Below are 17,136 nucleotides of genomic sequence, written 5' to 3'. Positions count from 1 at the left end.
ATCGCGCAAGGCAACACGGATGACACACGGACGCCCCGGGTCGCCGCGCGCGTGGCAACCCGTCAAATCGACTCGACGACGCGCGATTGACGAAGCCCGCAGTGGTTCCGGTCGCCGGCGGAGTTAGGATTCGCGCATGGACATCTTCAAACTGCATCGTGGCACCGCGCCGCTGCTGGTCAGCGTTCCGCACGACGGCACCCGGCTGCCCGCCGACATCGCGTCGCGGCTGACCGACTCGGCGCGCCGGACCCCCGACACCGACTGGCACATCGCCAGGTTCTACGCCTTCGCCCGCGACCTCGGCGCCTCGATGATCGTGCCGCTGCACTCGCGCTACGTGGTCGACGTCAACCGCGCCGAGGACGACGTCTCGCTGTATCCGGGCCAGAACACGACCGGCCTGTGCCCGATCGTGCAGTTCACCGGCGAGCCGCTGTACCTCAAGGGCGGCGAGCCGGATGAAGCCGAGGTGCGCGCGCGCGTCGATCGCTACTGGCGCCCATACCACGAGGCCCTGCGCGAGGAGCTGCAGCGGATCCGCTCCCGACATGGCCGCGCCGTGCTGTGGGAAGGCCATTCGATCCGCGGTGAAGTGCCGTTCCTGTTCGACGGCCGCCTGCCCGACCTCAACCTCGGCACCGCCGGCGGCGCGAGCTGCGCGCCGGGGCTGCAGGCGCGCCTGGAACGGATACTGGCCGCGCAGGACGACTACGACTTCGTCGTGAACGGGCGCTTCAAGGGGGGCCACATCACGCGCTACTACGGTGATCCCGGCAACGGCATCGACGCGGTCCAGCTGGAAATCAGCCAGCGGGTCTACATGGACGAGGATTCGTACGCCTACGACGACCCGCGCGCCGCGCGTGCGCAGGCGCTCGTTCGCCGCTTACTGGAGGCGACGCTCCAGCCCGGTGAGCCGGCCTGCAGTTAGTGCGCCGCGGGATTGGCCGAAACGAGGGCGTCGCCCTCGCGTCGCACCTGGTGCCGCGTATCGACCAGGCCACGCCAACTCCCACGCCCGCCTCCATGACAGGCCATCGCCACTCAGACCTCCAGCGTCGCGAGGTCGCCCTTGGCTTCCAGCCACGCCTTGCGGTCCCCCGAGCGCTTCTTCGCCAGCAGCATGTCCATCAGCGAGCGGGTTTCGTCGGCGTCGTCGATCGTCAGTTGCACCAGTCGGCGCGTGTCGGGATGGATCGTCGATTCGCGCAGCTGCGACGGATTCATCTCGCCCAGGCCCTTGAAGCGGGTCACATTGATCGCGCCGGACATGCCTTTCTTGCGGTCGCCCTTCTCGCGCTCGATCTTCTCCAGCAGCAGGCGCTTTTCCTCCTCGTCGAGCGCGTAGAACACCTGCTTGCCCACGTCGACGCGGAACAGCGGCGGCATCGCCACGAACACGTGGCCGGCGGCGACCAGCGCGGGGAAGTGCTTCAGGAACAGCGCCGACAGCAGCGTGGCGATATGCAGGCCGTCGGAGTCCGCATCGGCGAGGATCACGATCTTGCCGTAGCGCAGTCCGGAGACGTCGTCCTTGCCCGGGTCGCAGCCGATCGCCACTGCCAGGTCGTGCACTTCGTTCGACGCCAGCACGCCGCCCGAGGCCACCTCCCAGGTGTTGAGGATCTTGCCGCGCAGCGGCAGGATCGCCTGGAAGTCCTTGTCGCGGGCCTGGCGCGCGCTGCCGCCGGCCGAGTCGCCTTCCACCAGGAACAGCTCGGTGCGCGACAGGTCCTGCGAGATGCAGTCGGCGAGCTTGCCGGGCAGGGCCGGGCCCTGGGTGACCTTCTTGCGGGTGATCTGCTTCTCGGTCTTGAGCCGCGCGCTGGCGCGCTCGATTGCCAGCTGGGCGATCTTTTCGCCGAGCTCGACGTTCTGGTTCAGCCACAGCGAGAACGCATCGTGGGCCGCGTTCTCGACGAAGCCGGCGGCCTGGCGCGACGACAGCCGCTCCTTGGTCTGGCCGCTGAACTGCGGATCGGTCATCTTGACGCTGAGCACGAAGGAAACCCGGTCCCACACGTCTTCCGGCGCCAGCTTGACGCCGCGCGGCAACAGGTTGCGGAAGTCGCAGAACTCGCGCAGGGCATCGGTGAACCCGGTGCGCAGGCCGTTGACGTGGGTGCCGTGCTGCGCGGTGGGGATCAGGTTGACGTAGCTTTCCTGCACCAGGTCGCCATCCAGCCGACCTTCCTCGGCAACCCACGCTGCGGCCCAGTCGACGACTTCCGTATCCTTCGCCAGCCGGCCGGTGAACAGCTGCGGCGGCAGCAGGTCGCGGTCCACCAGCTCGCCGCGCAGGTAGTCGCTCAGGCCGTCGGCGTACTGCCACTGGTCGCGCTCGCCGCTGGCCTCGTCGAACAGGCGCACGGTCAGGCCGGGACACAGCACGGCCTTGGCGCGCAGCAGGTGGCGCAGCGCGCGCACGTTGAACTTCGGCGTGTCGAAATATTTCGGGTCCGGCCAGAATCGCAGTCGGGTGCCGGTGTTGCGCTTGCCGACGCTGCCGACCACTTCCAGCTTCGATGCCCGGTCGCCATCGGCGAACGACATCCGGTATTCGTTGCCGTCGCGCTTGATGTAGACGTCCAGCCGCTTCGACAGCGCGTTGACCACGCTCACGCCGACGCCGTGCAGGCCGCCGGAGAAGGTGTAGTTCTTGTTGCTGAACTTGCCGCCGGCGTGCAGGCGGGTGAGGATCAGTTCGACGCCCGGGATCTTTTCCTCCGGATGCAGGTCCACCGGCATCCCGCGGCCGTCATCGGAGACCTCGCAGCTGCCGTCGGCGTGCAGCACCACCTCGATTTCGCGCGCGTGCCCGGCCAGTGCCTCGTCGACCGCGTTGTCGACCACTTCCTGGGCCAGGTGGTTGGGACGGGTGGTGTCGGTGTACATGCCCGGGCGGCGCTTGACCGGGTCCAGCCCCGACAGGACTTCGATGTCGGCGGCGTCGTAGCGTGCATTCATTCGTTTCGGGCCATTCGTGTTCGGCGCAGGTCTGCGGAGCGTGCGCATAGCTTACCGATGCGCGCAGGTTAAAAGCCCGTTGTTCAGTGGCCGGCGGGCATCGGGCGGCTAGCGTGCGATGCTCGCCTTGGGGAGCGAGTGCCGGAATCCACACCATTGACTCGTAGGGAGAACCACCGATGAAGCAGTCCCAGATCCTCCTGGCCGCCGTGATCGCGGCCGCCTTCGCCATCCCCGCGGCGCACGCCCAGTCGCAGACCGATGCCGCCAAGGCCGAACAGTCCGCGCAGCAGGCGCAGGAATCGGCCGAAGCCGCGGAAGCGGCGGCCACCGCCGCCGAGGCCAAGGCCCAGGTTGCGGAAGGCGAGGCCCAGGCGGCCGAAGGCCAAGCCCAGACGGCCGCGGACGCCAGCGATACGGCAGCCGATGCCGCCGAGCAGGCGGCCGAACCCGAGGAAGAAGACAACTAGGCCCGAAGTGGCCGTCCGTTTGCGGACCCCGACGCCCCGGCTTGCCGGGGCGTCTTGCGTTGCAGGATTGTCCACTGCGGCAGCGGCGCGATAGCATCCGGCCCATGCGGCGGCGCGCGCTTGGCGCGCGGATGCGATGGAACGCCAGGCCAGCCAGGGAGTCGCCGTGATGAACAAGATCTCCGTTGTCTTTGCCGTCGCGACGGTGGCCACCGCCCTGGCGACGTTCGCCCCTTGCGGCTGGTCGCAGGCCAGCGGGGTCAGCAGGCTTCCCCCGCAGTTGCAGACCGATGCCCAGCGCAAGGCGACTCGTGCGGCCCGCGCCGTGGCGGCGCAGGGCTCGGCGCAGTCGGCCCCCGCCGAGAACTCGGCGGCCGCGGCCCTCGGCACCGCATTGCTCGCGGACGTGGCGGATGCCGCCGCGGCTTCCGCGCACGACGATGCGATGCATTCGTCGCGAGGGCCGGAGCCGGCAGCAGATCGGCGCGGAGCGCCCGATTCGCCGCGCGAAACGTGGTCCGGAGACCCGCCAGGCCTGCGGCAGGGCGGCGACCCGCGCTAGGTGACGTCGCGGCGGGACGCCGGGTTTCCTCCGCCAAACCCTTCCAGCACGCAGTTTGCGCGTCGCGGGCTCCCGCGAGGGCGTCGAACCGGTAGAATGTGGGTTTCCAGCGACCTGCCGATCCCATGACATCCCCTGGCTCCGTCACCCCGCTCGTTTTCGTCACCGGCGGCGTGGTGTCCTCCCTCGGCAAGGGCATTGCCGCCGCTTCCCTGGCGGCCATCCTCGAGGCGCGCGGCCTGCGCGTGACGATGATGAAGCTCGATCCGTACATCAACGTCGACCCGGGCACGATGAGCCCGTTCCAGCACGGCGAGGTGTACGTCACCGATGACGGCGCCGAGACGGACCTCGACCTGGGCCACTACGAGCGCTTCGTCAACACCCGCCTGTCAGGCAAGAACTCAATCACCACCGGCAAGATCTACGAGAACGTGATCCGCAAGGAGCGCGCCGGGGACTATCTCGGCGCCACGGTGCAGGTGATCCCGCACATCACCGACGAGATCAAGCGCTGCATCGACACCGCGACCAACGGCTTCGACGTGGCGCTGGTGGAGATCGGCGGCACGGTGGGCGACATCGAGTCCCTGCCGTTCCTCGAGGCGATCCGCCAGATCCGCACCGAGCGCGGGCCCGAAAAGGCGCTGTTCATGCACCTGACGCTGGTGCCGTACATCGCCGCGGCCGGCGAGCTCAAGACCAAGCCCACCCAGCATTCGGTGAAGGAACTGCGCTCGATCGGCATCCAGCCCGACGTGCTGCTGTGCCGCAGCGAGCAGCCGCTGCCCGACAGCGAGCGGCGCAAGATCGCCTCGTTCACCAACGTCTCGGAAAAGGCCGTGATCTCGGTCATGGACCAGGACAACATCCACAAGATCCCGATGTGGCTGCACGCCCAGGGCCTGGACCAGGTGGTCACCGAGCGCCTGCGCCTGGACGACCGCGCGGCGAAGTCGGCGGACCTGTCCGAATGGCTGGCCGTGGTCGAGGCCGCCGAGTACCCGATCGACGAGGTCACCATCGGCATCGTCGGCAAGTACGTCGACCACAAGGACGCCTACAAGTCGGTTGGCGAGGCGCTCAAGCACGGCGGCATCCGCCAGCGCACGCGCGTGAACCTGAAATGGATCGAGTCGCAGGACATCGAGCGCGACGGCGCGGACAAGGTGCTGGCCGGGCTCGACGGCCTGCTGGTGCCGGGCGGCTTCGGCGACCGCGGCTTCGAGGGCAAGGTGCTGACGTCGCAGTACGCGCGCGAGCACGGCATCCCGTACTTCGGCATCTGCTACGGCATGCAGGCGGCGGTGGTCGACATCGCACGCAACCTCGCCGGGCTCGACGACGCCAACAGCACCGAGAACGACAAGCGCACGCCGCACGCGGTGATCGGCCTGATCACCGAATGGCGCACCCAGTCCGGCGAGATCGAGCGTCGCAGCGAGGACAGCGATCTGGGCGGCACCATGCGCCTGGGCCTGCAGGAGCAGCGCCTCAAGCCGGGCAGCAAGGCCCGCGAGATCTATGGCAAGGACGTGGTCGCCGAGCGCCATCGCCATCGCTACGAGTTCAACAACCGCTACCGCAGCCAGCTCGAGGAAGCGGGCCTGGTGGTCAGCGCCAAGTCGATGGACGACCTGCTGGTGGAGATGGTGGAGCTGCCCAACCACCCCTGGTTCATCGCCTGCCAAGCGCATCCGGAATTCCTGTCCACGCCGCGCCATGGCCATCCGCTGTTCATCGGCTTCATCCGCGCCGCGCGCGAGCACAAGGCCGGCGGCAAGCTGCTCAAGGAAGCGTCGGCGTGAGCCCGCGCACCTGCAGGAGCGGCTTCGGCCGCGAGCTGTTGATTCGCGCAGGCAGGGACGAAAAGCTCGCGGCTGAAGCCGCTCCCACAGGAGTCGCGTCATGAAACTCTGCGGATTCGACGTCGGCCTCGACCAGCCCATCTTCCTGATCGCCGGCCCCTGCGTGATCGAGTCGATGCAGCTGCAGCTGGACGTCGCCGGGCAGCTGAAGGAGATCACGTCCGCGCTCGGCATCAACTTCATCTTCAAGTCCAGCTTCGACAAGGCCAACCGCACCTCGGGCACCAGCTTCCGCGGCCCCGGGCTCGAGGAAGGGCTCAAGGTGCTGGCCGAAGTGAAGAAGCAGATCGGCGTGCCCGTGCTCACCGACGTGCACGAATACACGCCCATGGACGAGGTGGCCAGCGTCGTCGACGTGCTGCAGACACCGGCCTTCCTCGTGCGCCAGACCGACTTCATCACCAGGGTGTGCAAGGCCGGCAAGCCGGTCAACATCAAGAAGGGCCAGTTCCTGTCGCCGTGGGAAATGAAGCCGGTGGTGGACAAGGCGCGGGCGACCGGCAACCCGGACATCATGGTCTGCGAACGGGGCGCCAGCTTCGGCTACAACAACCTGGTCAGCGACATGCGCTCGCTGGCGGTGATGCGCGACACCGGCTGCCCGGTGGTGTTCGATGCCACCCACTCGGTGCAGCTGCCGGGCGGACAGGGCGGCAGCAGCGGCGGCCAGCGCGAATTCATCCCGGTACTGGCGCGCGCCGCGGTGGCGGTGGGCGTCAGCGGACTGTTCATGGAAACCCACCCGCGTCCCGAGGAAGCGCTGAGCGACGGGCCCAACGCCTGGCCGCTGCCCAAGATGCGCGCGCTGCTCGAAACCCTGCTCGAACTCGACCGCACCACCAAGAAGAGCGGCTTCATCGAGATGGCGTAGCACAGCCTGATCCGCAGCTCCTTCGGCCGCAAAACAGGTTGCCCCGGCGACACGACCAAGGCGGACGCGGCAAGCCGGCAGAAGAAGCGCCATCCGCGCCCCACCGTGAAGTCCACGGCCAGAAATTTCTCCAACTACCCAGTGATACGACGAAACCGATGACCACAATCGCCAGGATCCACGCCCGCGAAATCCTCGACTCCCGTGGCAACCCCACGCTCGAAGCCGAGGTCACGCTCGACGACGGCAGCTTCGGTCGCGCGATGGTGCCCTCCGGCGCGTCCACCGGCTCCAAGGAAGCGGTGGAACTGCGCGACGGCGACCGCACCCGCTATCTGGGCAAGGGCGTGCTCAAGGCGGTGGAGAACGTCAACACCACCATCGCCCAGGCGCTGGCGGGTTTCAACGCCGACGACCAGGCGGCGCTGGACAAGCGCCTGATCGACCTCGACGGCACCGAGAACAAGGGCCGGCTGGGCGCCAACGCATTGCTCGGCGTTTCGCTGGCGAACGCGCATGCCGTCGCTGCTTCGCGCAAGCTGCCGCTGTGGCAGTTGCTCGCCGGTGACCGTGCGCCGGTGCTGCCGGTTCCGATGATGAACATCATCAACGGCGGCGCGCATGCCGACAACAACGTCGACCTGCAGGAATTCATGGTGCTGCCGGTCGGATTTGCTTCGTTCTCCGAAGCGCTGCGCGCCGGCACCGAGATCTTCCATGCGCTCAAGTCGGTGCTCAAGGGCCACGGCCTGAGCACGGCGGTGGGCGATGAAGGCGGCTTCGCGCCCGACCTGCGCAGCAATGTCGAAGCCCTCGACACCATCCTCGAGGCGATCGGCAAGGCCGGCTATCACGCAGGCGAAGACGTGCTGCTGGGCCTGGACGTGGCTTCAACCGAGTTCCACGACAACGGCAAGTACCACCTGGTCGGCGAAGGCAAGCGCCTGACCAGCGAGCAGTTCGTCGATTTCCTCGCCGGCTGGAGCGACGAATATCCGATCGTCACCGTCGAGGACGGCATGGCCGAGGACGACTGGAGCGGCTGGAAGCTGCTCACCGAACGCCTGGGCAAGAAGGTCCAGCTGGTCGGCGACGACCTGTTCGTCACCAACCCGCGCATTTTCAGGGACGGCATCGAGCGAGGCGTCGCCAACGCGATCCTGGTCAAGGTCAACCAGATCGGCACCCTGACCGAAACCCTGGAAGCGATCGCGATGGCCGACGCGGCGGGGTATGCGGCGGTGATCTCGCACCGTTCCGGCGAAACCGAGGACACCACCATCGCCGACATCGCCGTGGCCACCACCGCCACCCAGATCAAGACCGGCTCGCTGTGCCGCAGCGACCGCGTGGCGAAATACAACCAGTTGCTGCGCATTGAGCAGGCACTGGGCGCCGATGCCCGGTATGCCGGCCGCGACGCCTTCGTCTCGCTGAAGCGCTGACCGCACGTCCATGCGCATGCTGCGGCTCACGGCGCTGGTCCTGCTGGCGCTGCTTGCGTGGCTGCAGTACCGCCTGTGGTTCGGGCACGGCGGGGCCGGCGACGTGCGCGTGCTGTCGCAGCAGGTCGAACAGCAGGAGCGCGACAACGGCGGCCTGCAGCAGCGCAACGACGCGCTCGCAGCCGAAGTGGCCGAACTCAAGAGCGCCGATGGCGGCGCCGCGGTCGAGGAGCGCGCACGCAGCGAGCTGGGCATGATCAAGCCGGGTGAAACGTTCTACCGCGTGGTCGAGCGCCCGACCTCCGAACCCGCCGCCCAGGACGATGCGGCGAAGGCGGACGATCCGTGATCGCCGACCAGGCGCGGGGCCTCTGGGCGGTCGTGCCCGCGGCCGGGCGCGGCGCGCGCTTCGGCGGCGATGTCCCGAAACAATACCTGCAAGTCGCGGGCGAACCGCTGCTGGCCCACACGCTGCGCGCACTGCTCGCGCACCCGACGGTGCAGGGCGCGGTGGTGGCCCTGGCCGAAGGCGACGAACGCTGGCCACGCTGGCGGGAAATCGAAGGCAAGCCGCTGCTCACCTGCGTCGGCGGCGACGCGCGCGCCGACTCGGTGCTTGCCGGCCTGGCCGCGCTGCCCGACAGCGTGCGTGCCGACGACTTCGTGCTGGTGCACGACGCCGCGCGTCCGAACCTCGCTTCCGCGGACCTCGACCAGCTGCTCGAACGCGGGCGCAACGATCCGGTCGGCGCGATCCTGGCCGCGCCCGTGCGCGACACGCTCAAGCGCTCCGGCGACGACGGCGGAATCGACGGCACCGAGCCGCGCGAGCGCCTGTGGCGCGCACTGACGCCGCAGCTGTTCCGTCGCCTGCAGCTCACCCGCGCGCTCGAGGCCGCGCAGGCGTCCGGCATCGAAGTCACGGACGAGTCGATGGCGATGGAGCGCCAAGGCCTGCGGCCGCTGCTGGTCGAAGGCGCGGACGACAATTTCAAGGTCACCACGCCGGCGGACCTGGCCCGGTTCGAATTCGTGCTGGCGCGACGGGGCTGACCGGCAGGATGCAGCCGGGCACGGGCCAAGGCATGGGCACGCGCACCGTCAATCGCGGCGACATCTTCTGGGTCGCACCCGACGAAGCGCGCGGATCGATTCCGGCGATCGCGCATCCGTACGTCATCGTTCAGGACGACGTGTTCAACCACTCGCGGATCGCAACGGTCGTCGCCTGCGCCCTGAGCACCAACCTCGGCCGCGCGTCCGAGCCCGGGGTCGTGCTGCTGGAGGAAGGCGAGGGCGGATTGCCGCGGCGCAGCCTGGTGGTGGCGTCGCAGGTGTCCAGCATCCACAGGCAAGAGCTCGGCGAGTATCTCGGCACGCTCTCCGCACCGCGGGTCGACGAGGTGGTGGCCGCGCTGCGCTTCCTGCAGGCCTCCTTCCATCGTTGACGGCGCGCGGATGGACCGGCGCAGGCACAATACCGCCATGGACATACGCATCGGCCAGGGTTACGACGTCCACGCCTTCGGCGCAGGCGACCACGTCATGCTCGGCGGTGTTCGCGTCCCGCACGACCTTGGCGTCCTGGCGCACAGCGACGGCGACGTGGTGCTGCACGCACTGTGCGATGCGATGCTCGGCGCGCTGGCGCTGGGCGACATCGGCCGCCATTTCCCGCCTTCGGACGCGCAATGGAAAGACGCCGACAGCCGCGCCTTCGTTCGCCACTGCGAAACGCTGCTGCGCGAACGCGGCTGGAGACTCGGCAATGCCGACATCACGGTGGTGTGCGAGCGGCCGAAGGTCGGCCCGCACGCCGACGCGATGCGCGCGCTGATCGCGCAGGACCTTGGCGTCGACATCGATGCGATCAGCGTCAAGGCCACCACCAGCGAAGCGCTCGGTTTCACCGGCCGCGGCGAAGGCATCGCCGCGCAGGCGATCTGCCTGCTCGTGCGCGACGAGGCGTAGCTTGCGTCGGGTTCGAGGCGCGTCGTGCTGCAAGCTTCGGGCGCGACCCGAAGGGCTGCGGCCGGGACATGCTCATGGCTGAGACGGCGCTCCCCTGTGCGCATGGTGCGGCGGCGCTGGCAGCGAAGATCCGCAGCGTCCCCGAAGATTTCTTCGTCGAAGAAATCGACGCCTTCCCCGCAAGCGGCGCCGGCGAACATCTCCTGCTGGCCATCGAGAAGCGTGGCATGAACACAGCCTTCGCCGCGAAGCTGATCGCGCAATGGGCCGGGGTTGCCGAAATGGCGATCGGATACGCCGGCCTGAAGGACCGCCACGCAGTGACCCGGCAACGCTTCACCGTGCACCTGCCCGGACGCGCGGCGCCTGACATCGACGCGTTGCAGGCGCAGGGGCTGCGCGTGCTCGGCCACGCGTGGCACGCGAAGAAGCTGCCGCGCGGCGCGCTGGCCGGCAACTGCTTCCGGTTGATGCTTCGTGGAGTGCGGGGCGACCGCGCCGCGATCGCCGCGCGCCTGCAGGCCATCGTCGAAGCGGGCGTGCCCAACTATTTCGGCGAACAGCGCTTCGGGCGCGAAGGCGCCAACGTGGGCAACGCGCTGGCAATGTTCACCGGGCAGCGCGTTGCCCGCACGCAGCGCACCTACCTGCTCTCGGCCGCGCGCTCCGAGCTGTTCAACCAGGTGCTTGCCGCGCGCGTGCGCGATGGCTCGTGGAACCGCGGCCTGGAAGGCGAGGTGTGGGCGCTGGAGGGCAGCCGCAGCGTGTTCGGACCCGAGCCGTGGAGCGAAACACTGGCCGATCGCCTCGATCGATTCGACATCCATCCCAGCGCGCCGCTGTGGGGGCGCGGCGACCTGCGCAGTACCGGCGCCGCGCGAGCGGTGGAAGAAGGGGCGCTGTCCGGAGACGAGGCAATGGCGCTGCGCGCCGGGCTGGAGGCGGCGGGACTGCGCCAGGAACGCCGCGCGACGCGCCTGCGACCCGGTTCGCTGCAGTGGGGATGGGCGGGCGACGACGCGCTGGCGATCACGTTCAGCCTGCCGCCCGGTGCCTACGCGACCACGGTGCTGGCGGAGCTGGGCGACATACACGACCTGCAGGGCGGCGAGCGACCGTTCGTCGGAAGCGCATGAACGGCACTGGCCGCCGAAAGCGCCCGGCGTAGAGTCGAATCGACGCATGGCATGGGGCCATGCGTCGGGCAAGCAGGAGAATCGCCATGAACGCCATTCCCGGTATTGCTGTCGTGTCGCTGGTGCTGGCAGGCCTCGTCGGCTGCACCGGGGCGGACACGAAGTCGGCCTATGTCGCGCCATCCGCGGTCGCGGGTCACGCGGTCACAGAGATGCGCACTCGTCCCGACGGCCAGTACATCGCCGAGGTCGAGCACCTGGCGCGCCAGCGCGGCGTGCGGGTGCACTGGGTGAATCCGCCCGAACGACGCGTGCTGGTCGCGTCGCACTGAAGCGGGGCGCGTCAGCGCTTTGCAAGCAGCACGAGCACCGCGCCTCCGCCGCCCTGGGCGGCGGGCGCGGAATGGAACGCCAGCACGTCGGCGCGCTGGCGCAGCATCCGGTCGACCAGGTTCTTCAGGGGCGGAATCCGGCTGTCCGAATGCAGCCCCTTGCCGTGGATGATGCGCACGCAGGCGACGCCGCCGTCGCGTGCGGCTTTCAGGAATCCGCGCAGCAGCGCTTCGGCCTGGGCGCCGTCGGCATGGTGCAGGTCGAGTTCCTCCTGCGCCGCATATTCACCGCGAGCCAGCCGCTGCAGCACGCGCGGCGGCACTTCGTCGCGCCGGTAGCGCAGCGCATCGCCGGCTTCGAGCACGTTCGCATCCAGGGCGCGCTGGAATTCGTCGCGGGCGTCTTCCTCGTCCCGCCGGGCCATGCGCGGCACGGGCCGCGGCTTCGGCGGTGCGGGCGGTGGCGGCGCTGCCGGCAATTCGCGCACCGGGCCGATCGCGCTGCGGAACAGCGCGGCATCGTCGTCGGGGACGTCCTCGGCGGGTGGATCGCGGCGTGCGGCCATGCACCCAGCCTAGCGCGACGCCAGCGCCCGCGCACCGTCGGCGAGCGGTCGCGCGCATCCGCTATCATGTCGCGCAACGGCAATGCGATGGGGCACGGAAGAGAGGTTCATGCGGGTACTTGTGAGCAACGACGACGGCGTGGATGCCCCCGGCATCCGGATCCTGGCCCAGGGGCTGCGCAACGCCGGCCATGAAGTGCTGATCGTCGCCCCGGATCGCGATCGTTCCGGCGCCAGCAACTCCCTGACCCTCGACGCGCCGGTGCGCGTGGTGCAGCAGGAAGCCGCGGTCTGGCGCGTCTACGGCACGCCCACCGACTGCGTCCATGTCGCCATCACCGGCATGCTCGAGGACGAGCCCGACATCGTCGTGTCCGGCATCAACAACACCGCCAACCTCGGCGACGACGTCATCTATTCCGGCACCGTGGCCGCGGCGATGGAAGGGCGCTTCCTCGGCCTGCCCGCGGTGGCGATGTCCCTGGCCACGGCCGACCACCAGGGCCGCCATTACGAAACCGCGGCGCGCGCGGCGGTGGAGATCGTGGCCAGGCTGGCCGCCGACCCGCTGCCCGCGGACACCATCCTCAACGTCAACGTGCCGGACCTGCCGTGGGATGAGGTCGCCGGGTTCGAGGTCGCGCGCCTGGGCAACCGTCATCGCGCCGAGCCCTGCATCGCGCAGCAGGACCCGCGCGGACGAGACTGGTGGTGGATCGGCCCCGCGGGCGCCGAGCACGACAGCGGCCCCGGTACCGACTTCCATGCCGTGCGCAGCGGGCACATTTCGATCACTCCGATCCACGTCGACCTCACCCGCTATCAGGCGCTGGAACAGGTGGCCAGCTGGGTCGGTGGCCTGGCCGCCGAAGTGCGCGGGGCCACGGCATGACCGCGCGCATGCGCCTGCATCCCGAAGCGATCGGCATGGGCATGACCTCGCAGCGGGTTCGCGACCGGCTGATCGAACGCCTGCGCGACAACGGAATCGCCGACGAACGCGTGCTCAACGCGATCCGCACCGTGCCGCGGCACCTGTTCATCGACGAGGCGCTGGCCACGCGCGCCTACGAGGACACCGCGCTGCCGATCGGCCACGGCCAGACCATCTCGCAGCCGTGGGTGGTGGCCAAGATGACCGAGGCGCTGTTCGCCGAGGGTGCGCAGCCGGCGAAGGTGCTGGAGGTGGGAACCGGGTCCGGCTACCAGGCCGCGATCCTCGCCGCGCTCGGGCTCGAGGTGCATACCGTCGAACGCATCGGCGAACTGCTGCGCACCGCGCGCAAGCGATTCCGCACGCTGGGCTTCAACATCCGCAGCAAGCACGACGACGGCCGCATCGGCTGGCCGGAGAACGGACCGTTCGACGCCATCGTGGTCACCGCCGCCGCGCCGGCTCTGGTCGATGCCCTCAGCGCGCAGCTCGCGCCGGGCGGCACCCTGGTGGCGCCGGTGGGCGGCAGCGGCGCCCAGTCGCTGCTGTGCCTGCGCAAGGACGCCGACGGCGTGATCAGCCAGGCCAGCCTCGCACCGGTGGTGTTCGTGCCGTTGCTGTCCGGCCTGGTCGACTGAATGTCATCGCAACCGCAACGGGGATACCCGCAGCCGTGGAGCACGACATGACGGCTGCGCAGCCGGGCGGCGACGGCGATCCGGCCTCGCTGGGCGAGCAGCTCGCCAGCATCATCGCCGGTCTGCCGCAGGACCACCTGACGCTGGGCGAACTGCTCGACGTGTTCGGGGAAGAAGGTCTGCTGCTGCTGACCATGCTGTTGACCCTGGTGTTCCTGATCCCGGTGTCGATCCCCGGTGTCAGCACCGTGTTCGGCGCGGCGATCCTGCTGGTTGGCATCAGCCGGCTGGTCGGGCGGCCGCTGTGGCTGCCCGCGCGACTGCGCGCGAAGGCGCTGCCCGTCGACCGCCTGCGGCCTGGGCTGTCCGCAGGCATGGTGTGGGTGCAGCGGCTCGAACGGATCAGCCGGCCGCACCGGCTGCGCGCGCTCGTCAACGGCGGCATCCCGAACCTGGTCAACAATCTTGCATTCATCCTCGCCGCGCTGTTGCTGATGGCGCCGTTCGGCTTCGTGCCCTTCAGCAACACGCTGCCGGCGCTGGCCCTGCTGTTTCTCGCCGCCGGGCTGATCCAGCGCGACGGCGTCGCCGTGCTGCTGGGCCATCTCGCGAACGTGGGAACGATCGTGTACTTCGGTATCCTGATCGGCGGTGGCAGCGTCGCCGCGCGCGAATTGCTGCAGCGGCTGACCGGCTGAGCGTCGTGTTCGCCGCGCCATGACGCAGCTGCCGCCTTTGGCCCGACCAGAAGGATCCGCTCGCCGCATGATCAAGACGAAACGTACCGGCACCTCCTCATCGCGCATCGTCGCCGCCGCAGTAGCTTCGCTGGCGCTGCTGGTCCTGGCCGCCTGCGGCAGCAGCCATGTCGTGCGCGAGGGCGGCACGCGGGTCTCCACGCCCAAATACGGCGCGACCACCACCGTGCGCCGCGGCGACACGCTGTACCGCATCGCCACCAACAACGGCATCACCACCCTCGACCTGGCGACCTGGAACAACATCGCTCCGCCGTACACCATCTATCCCGGCCAGCAGTTGAAGCTGTATCCGCGCAGCGGTCGCGCGGGTGTCGCAGCCAGGCCGTCCTCGCGACCGACGACGACACCGCGTCCGGCGCCGTCCGCGGGCAAGACGCCGGCCGGCGCGCCAGCCAGCACGCCGCGTCCGGTCGCCGCCTCCAGCCCGTTCAGCTGGCGCTGGCCCACCGAGGGGCAGCTCGTCGGGACCTATCGCGCCGGCGATCCCACCAAGCAGGGCGTCGACATCGCCGGGACCGGCGGCCAGCCGGTGCGCGCGGCCGCCGATGGCGTGGTGGTGTATTCAGGCTCCGGCTTGGTGGGCTACGGCGAACTGGTGATCGTCAAGCACAACGACGAGTGGCTCTCGGCCTACGGCCACAACCGCGCGCGGCTGGTCAACGAAGGCCAGGTGGTGAAGGCCGGTCAGCAGATCGCCGAAATGGGCCGCAGCGGCGCGGCGCGCGACATGCTCCACTTCGAGATCCGCCACGACGGCAAGCCGGTCGATCCCCTGGGTTACCTGCCGAGGCGCTGATTCCGTCGGGCGCCGGATGCGGGATGCCGATCCGGCGCGGCGCGGCGGCATTCACCAACGCGCGTTCCTGCGGGGTACGAACCGCGCTGGATCACACGCGGGCCAAGCCGACAGCCCGCTGGCCATTTTTCGAACGCTGAGCGCCGCAACCCGTACCTAGCTTTGTAGGAGCGGCTTCAGCCGCGAGCTCTTGCCTGTGACGCGCCGGCCGAAAGCGCTCGCGGCTGAAGCCGCTCCCACAGGATACGGTCAGGCGCGCAGCACGAATCCCGCGACCACCCGCCGGCCCTCGCTCGCCAGCACGTTGAAGGTGCGCGCCGCGGCCGCGTTGGTCATCGTTTCCAGGCCGATGCCGCGCGACAGGCAGGCGGCCATGGCCGCCGGCGGCGGGAACGCCTGGTGCTCGCCCCCGCCCAGCAGCACCAGCTCGGGCTGGAGGTCCAGCAAGGGCTGCAGGTCTTCGGGCGCCAGCGTCGTGACGTCCTCCACCGGCCAGGTTTCAATCAGCGTGCGCGGGGCGATGATGAAGCTGCGTTCCAGCCGACGCTCGTTGACCAGCGCCGAGACGCCGTCCGCGCCGCGCAGGAAAAAGTCGTAATCGGGGCGTTCGAGTGTGAGTTGCATGGCAAGCGGAAAACGGGGATTCGGGAATGGATTGGCGAAGGGCGCGGTGCCCGCGTGGTTCCATCCGCGGACGCCGGCAGGTCTCCGTGCCGTTCGCCTGGAAGCCGCAACGCGACCGCCAAGGCGATACGAGAACGCCTAGCTCCGGCTCCTGGGCAGCACGATGCGCCGATGGTCCTCGCTGGGCCGGTACAGGATCGCCACGTGGCCGATCCTCTGCACCAATGCCGCATCGCTGCGCTGGACAAGCGCTTCGATGGTCGCGTCGCGGGCCTCGCGGTCGGTGGCGGCGATCTTCACCTTGATCAGCTCGTGATGCTCCAGCGCCGTGGCGACTTCGGCCACCACCGCATCGGTCACGCCCTTGCCGCCGACCTGCAGCATGGCCTTGAGGTCGTGCGCCTGCCCGCGCAGGAAACGGTTCTGGGCCGCGGTCAGGACGATTGGCATGCGCTGGATCAGGTTCGGGAACAGGTGCGCAGGGTATCATGGCAGCCCGCAACGCCCTGATTTCCGGGCACTTCCCGGAACCGAATCTCCATGGCCACCCGCAGCAAGAGCAGCCAGCGCTGGCTGAAGGAGCATTTCTCCGATCCCTACGTCAAGAAGGCGCAGGCCGAGGGATTGCGCTCGCGCGCAGCCTACAAGCTCGAGGAGCTGGTCGAACGCGACCGCCTGCTCAAGCCCGGCATGGTGGTGGTGGACCTCGGCGCGGCGCCCGGGGGCTGGTCGCAGTGGGTCCGGCAGGCGCTCGGGAGCATCGACCAGGCCAATCCCGGCCGGGTGGTGGCGCTGGACATCCTCGAGATGCCACCGCTGGCCGGCGTGGAGTTCCTTCATGGGGATTTCAGGGAAGATGACGTCCTATCGAGGCTGGAAGCGACGCTGGGCGGGGTGGAGGTCGACCTTGTCCTGTCCGACATGGCCCCCAATAAGAGTGGTGTGGATGCCGTCGACCTGCCGCGGGCCATGCACCTGGCGGAACTGGCGATGGATTTCGCCGACCACCACCTGCGGACCGGCGGCACGCTGCTGATCAAGCTGTTCCAGGGCGTGGGGTTCGACGAGTACGTGCGGGAGCTGCGGCGGCGCTATGCCAAGGTGGTGATCCGCAAGCCGGCGGCCTCGCGCAAGCGTTCGCCGGAAGTCTATGCGCTGGCGCAGGGCCGGCTGGCACAAATCAAGTAAGGTG

Annotated in this window: 21 protein-coding genes; 17 read left to right on the top strand and 4 right to left on the bottom strand. The window is 69.2% G+C overall.

Features of this window, described 5'->3' with window-relative positions:
- The first annotated feature begins 136 nt into the window (after positions 1-136).
- Positions 137-934: an N-formylglutamate deformylase gene (gene hutG / locus ACFOM9_RS14525; RefSeq protein ID WP_386712397.1), complete on the top strand. Its 798-nt coding sequence runs from the start codon at positions 137-139 to the stop codon at positions 932-934.
- Between the two features lie 113 nt (positions 935-1,047).
- On the opposite strand, the gene parE is transcribed toward hutG, so the two are convergent.
- The gene (parE, locus tag ACFOM9_RS14520; RefSeq protein ID WP_386712394.1) at positions 1,048-2,970 is read right to left on the bottom strand and encodes a DNA topoisomerase IV subunit B; all 1,923 of its coding nucleotides are present in this window, start codon (positions 2,968-2,970) and stop codon (positions 1,048-1,050) included.
- A gap of 179 nt (positions 2,971-3,149) precedes the next feature.
- On the opposite strand from parE, the gene ACFOM9_RS14515 reads away from it, so the two are divergent.
- The 11 genes from ACFOM9_RS14515 to ACFOM9_RS14465 all read left to right on the top strand — a co-directional run bounded on the left by ACFOM9_RS14515 (position 3,150) and on the right by ACFOM9_RS14465 (position 11,625).
- Positions 3,150-3,440, top strand: a complete 291-nt coding sequence (locus ACFOM9_RS14515) for a hypothetical protein (RefSeq protein WP_386712391.1) — start codon at positions 3,150-3,152, stop codon at positions 3,438-3,440.
- A 169-nt stretch (positions 3,441-3,609) separates the two neighbouring features.
- Positions 3,610-4,002: a hypothetical protein gene (locus ACFOM9_RS14510; RefSeq protein ID WP_386712388.1), complete on the top strand. Its 393-nt coding sequence runs from the start codon at positions 3,610-3,612 to the stop codon at positions 4,000-4,002.
- A gap of 125 nt (positions 4,003-4,127) precedes the next feature.
- Complete coding sequence (locus ACFOM9_RS14505; protein WP_386712385.1) at positions 4,128-5,810, top strand: CTP synthase; 1,683 nt, start codon at positions 4,128-4,130, stop codon at positions 5,808-5,810.
- Positions 5,811-5,910: 100 nt separating this feature from the next.
- Complete coding sequence (gene kdsA / locus ACFOM9_RS14500) at positions 5,911-6,741, top strand: 3-deoxy-8-phosphooctulonate synthase (RefSeq protein WP_386712382.1); 831 nt, start codon at positions 5,911-5,913, stop codon at positions 6,739-6,741.
- Positions 6,742-6,899: 158 nt separating this feature from the next.
- Positions 6,900-8,186 (top strand): phosphopyruvate hydratase, encoded by a 1,287-nt coding sequence (gene eno / locus ACFOM9_RS14495; protein WP_386712379.1) that lies wholly within the window; start codon positions 6,900-6,902, stop codon positions 8,184-8,186.
- Between the two features lie 10 nt (positions 8,187-8,196).
- Positions 8,197-8,535, top strand: coding sequence for a cell division protein FtsB (gene ftsB, locus ACFOM9_RS14490; RefSeq protein ID WP_386712376.1), 339 nt, complete (start codon positions 8,197-8,199; stop codon positions 8,533-8,535).
- Positions 8,535-9,239 (top strand): 2-C-methyl-D-erythritol 4-phosphate cytidylyltransferase, encoded by a 705-nt coding sequence (gene ispD, locus ACFOM9_RS14485; protein WP_386712683.1) that lies wholly within the window; start codon positions 8,535-8,537, stop codon positions 9,237-9,239. The genes ftsB and ispD overlap by 1 nt, the downstream gene beginning before the upstream one ends.
- 32 nt (positions 9,240-9,271) lie before the next feature.
- Positions 9,272-9,634: a type II toxin-antitoxin system PemK/MazF family toxin gene (locus ACFOM9_RS14480; RefSeq protein WP_386712373.1), complete on the top strand. Its 363-nt coding sequence runs from the start codon at positions 9,272-9,274 to the stop codon at positions 9,632-9,634.
- Positions 9,635-9,644: 10 nt separating this feature from the next.
- Positions 9,645-10,157: a 2-C-methyl-D-erythritol 2,4-cyclodiphosphate synthase gene (gene ispF / locus ACFOM9_RS14475; RefSeq protein WP_386712370.1), complete on the top strand. Its 513-nt coding sequence runs from the start codon at positions 9,645-9,647 to the stop codon at positions 10,155-10,157.
- 74 nt (positions 10,158-10,231) lie between these two features.
- A complete protein-coding gene (gene truD / locus ACFOM9_RS14470; protein WP_386712367.1) occupies positions 10,232-11,293 on the top strand; it encodes a tRNA pseudouridine(13) synthase TruD in 1,062 nt (353 codons plus the stop codon).
- 86 nt (positions 11,294-11,379) lie between these two features.
- Positions 11,380-11,625, top strand: a complete 246-nt coding sequence (locus ACFOM9_RS14465) for a hypothetical protein (protein ID WP_386712364.1) — start codon at positions 11,380-11,382, stop codon at positions 11,623-11,625.
- A gap of 11 nt (positions 11,626-11,636) precedes the next feature.
- On the opposite strand, the gene ACFOM9_RS14460 is transcribed toward ACFOM9_RS14465, so the two are convergent.
- Positions 11,637-12,191 (bottom strand): Smr/MutS family protein, encoded by a 555-nt coding sequence (locus ACFOM9_RS14460; protein WP_386712361.1) that lies wholly within the window; start codon positions 12,189-12,191, stop codon positions 11,637-11,639.
- Positions 12,192-12,300: 109 nt separating this feature from the next.
- Here ACFOM9_RS14460 and surE point away from each other — a divergent pair, with 109 nt between their 5' ends.
- From surE to ACFOM9_RS14440, 4 genes are all read left to right on the top strand, one after another.
- Positions 12,301-13,083: a 5'/3'-nucleotidase SurE gene (gene surE, locus ACFOM9_RS14455; protein WP_386712358.1), complete on the top strand. Its 783-nt coding sequence runs from the start codon at positions 12,301-12,303 to the stop codon at positions 13,081-13,083.
- Positions 13,080-13,763 carry a protein-L-isoaspartate(D-aspartate) O-methyltransferase gene (locus tag ACFOM9_RS14450; RefSeq protein WP_386712355.1) on the top strand — a complete coding sequence of 228 codons (684 nt, stop codon included), beginning with the start codon at positions 13,080-13,082 and terminating at the stop codon, positions 13,761-13,763. Before surE ends, ACFOM9_RS14450 begins: the two co-directional genes overlap by 4 nt.
- 47 nt (positions 13,764-13,810) lie before the next feature.
- Positions 13,811-14,461 carry an exopolysaccharide biosynthesis protein gene (locus tag ACFOM9_RS14445; RefSeq protein ID WP_386712352.1) on the top strand — a complete coding sequence of 217 codons (651 nt, stop codon included), beginning with the start codon at positions 13,811-13,813 and terminating at the stop codon, positions 14,459-14,461.
- A 67-nt stretch (positions 14,462-14,528) separates the two neighbouring features.
- Positions 14,529-15,320 (top strand): peptidoglycan DD-metalloendopeptidase family protein, encoded by a 792-nt coding sequence (locus ACFOM9_RS14440; RefSeq protein ID WP_386712349.1) that lies wholly within the window; start codon positions 14,529-14,531, stop codon positions 15,318-15,320.
- Between the two features lie 249 nt (positions 15,321-15,569).
- Here the strand turns inward: ACFOM9_RS14440 and ACFOM9_RS14435 are convergent, their stop codons facing one another.
- A complete protein-coding gene (locus ACFOM9_RS14435; RefSeq protein ID WP_386712346.1) occupies positions 15,570-15,944 on the bottom strand; it encodes an Mth938-like domain-containing protein in 375 nt (124 codons plus the stop codon).
- A 138-nt stretch (positions 15,945-16,082) separates the two neighbouring features.
- Positions 16,083-16,394 (bottom strand): ribosome assembly RNA-binding protein YhbY, encoded by a 312-nt coding sequence (gene yhbY / locus ACFOM9_RS14430; RefSeq protein WP_386712343.1) that lies wholly within the window; start codon positions 16,392-16,394, stop codon positions 16,083-16,085.
- 90 nt (positions 16,395-16,484) lie between these two features.
- Here yhbY and rlmE point away from each other — a divergent pair, with 90 nt between their 5' ends.
- Positions 16,485-17,132, top strand: a complete 648-nt coding sequence (gene rlmE / locus ACFOM9_RS14425; RefSeq protein ID WP_386712340.1) for a 23S rRNA (uridine(2552)-2'-O)-methyltransferase RlmE — start codon at positions 16,485-16,487, stop codon at positions 17,130-17,132.
- Positions 17,133-17,136 lie beyond the last annotated feature (4 nt).

Origin of the sequence: Luteimonas notoginsengisoli, assembly GCF_042648885.1 — a bacterium.
Classification (GTDB): domain Bacteria; phylum Pseudomonadota; class Gammaproteobacteria; order Xanthomonadales; family Xanthomonadaceae; genus Luteimonas; species Luteimonas notoginsengisoli.
The sequence above is the reverse complement of the archived record's forward strand: the minus strand, read 5'-3'. Positions and strand labels throughout refer to the sequence as shown.

Excerpts from the sequence above, each read along its gene's own strand:
- hutG (WP_386712397.1), top strand. The coding sequence starts at position 137 with ATGGACATCTTCAAACTGCATCGTGGCACCGCGCCGCTGCTGGTCAGC.
- parE (WP_386712394.1), bottom strand. The coding sequence starts at position 2,970 with ATGAATGCACGCTACGACGCCGCCGACATCGAAGTCCTGTCGGGGCTG.
- ACFOM9_RS14515 (WP_386712391.1), top strand. The coding sequence starts at position 3,150 with ATGAAGCAGTCCCAGATCCTCCTGGCCGCCGTGATCGCGGCCGCCTTC.
- ACFOM9_RS14510 (WP_386712388.1), top strand. The coding sequence starts at position 3,610 with ATGAACAAGATCTCCGTTGTCTTTGCCGTCGCGACGGTGGCCACCGCC.
- ACFOM9_RS14505 (WP_386712385.1), top strand. The coding sequence starts at position 4,128 with ATGACATCCCCTGGCTCCGTCACCCCGCTCGTTTTCGTCACCGGCGGC.
- kdsA (WP_386712382.1), top strand. The coding sequence starts at position 5,911 with ATGAAACTCTGCGGATTCGACGTCGGCCTCGACCAGCCCATCTTCCTG.
- eno (WP_386712379.1), top strand. The coding sequence starts at position 6,900 with ATGACCACAATCGCCAGGATCCACGCCCGCGAAATCCTCGACTCCCGT.
- ftsB (WP_386712376.1), top strand. The coding sequence starts at position 8,197 with ATGCGCATGCTGCGGCTCACGGCGCTGGTCCTGCTGGCGCTGCTTGCG.
- ACFOM9_RS14480 (WP_386712373.1), top strand. The coding sequence starts at position 9,272 with ATGGGCACGCGCACCGTCAATCGCGGCGACATCTTCTGGGTCGCACCC.
- ispF (WP_386712370.1), top strand. The coding sequence starts at position 9,645 with ATGGACCGGCGCAGGCACAATACCGCCATGGACATACGCATCGGCCAG.
- truD (WP_386712367.1), top strand. The coding sequence starts at position 10,232 with ATGGCTGAGACGGCGCTCCCCTGTGCGCATGGTGCGGCGGCGCTGGCA.
- ACFOM9_RS14465 (WP_386712364.1), top strand. The coding sequence starts at position 11,380 with ATGAACGCCATTCCCGGTATTGCTGTCGTGTCGCTGGTGCTGGCAGGC.
- ACFOM9_RS14460 (WP_386712361.1), bottom strand. The coding sequence starts at position 12,191 with ATGGCCGCACGCCGCGATCCACCCGCCGAGGACGTCCCCGACGACGAT.
- surE (WP_386712358.1), top strand. The coding sequence starts at position 12,301 with ATGCGGGTACTTGTGAGCAACGACGACGGCGTGGATGCCCCCGGCATC.
- ACFOM9_RS14450 (WP_386712355.1), top strand. The coding sequence starts at position 13,080 with ATGACCGCGCGCATGCGCCTGCATCCCGAAGCGATCGGCATGGGCATG.
- ACFOM9_RS14445 (WP_386712352.1), top strand. The coding sequence starts at position 13,811 with ATGACGGCTGCGCAGCCGGGCGGCGACGGCGATCCGGCCTCGCTGGGC.
- ACFOM9_RS14440 (WP_386712349.1), top strand. The coding sequence starts at position 14,529 with ATGATCAAGACGAAACGTACCGGCACCTCCTCATCGCGCATCGTCGCC.
- ACFOM9_RS14435 (WP_386712346.1), bottom strand. The coding sequence starts at position 15,944 with ATGCAACTCACACTCGAACGCCCCGATTACGACTTTTTCCTGCGCGGC.
- yhbY (WP_386712343.1), bottom strand. The coding sequence starts at position 16,394 with ATGCCAATCGTCCTGACCGCGGCCCAGAACCGTTTCCTGCGCGGGCAG.
- rlmE (WP_386712340.1), top strand. The coding sequence starts at position 16,485 with ATGGCCACCCGCAGCAAGAGCAGCCAGCGCTGGCTGAAGGAGCATTTC.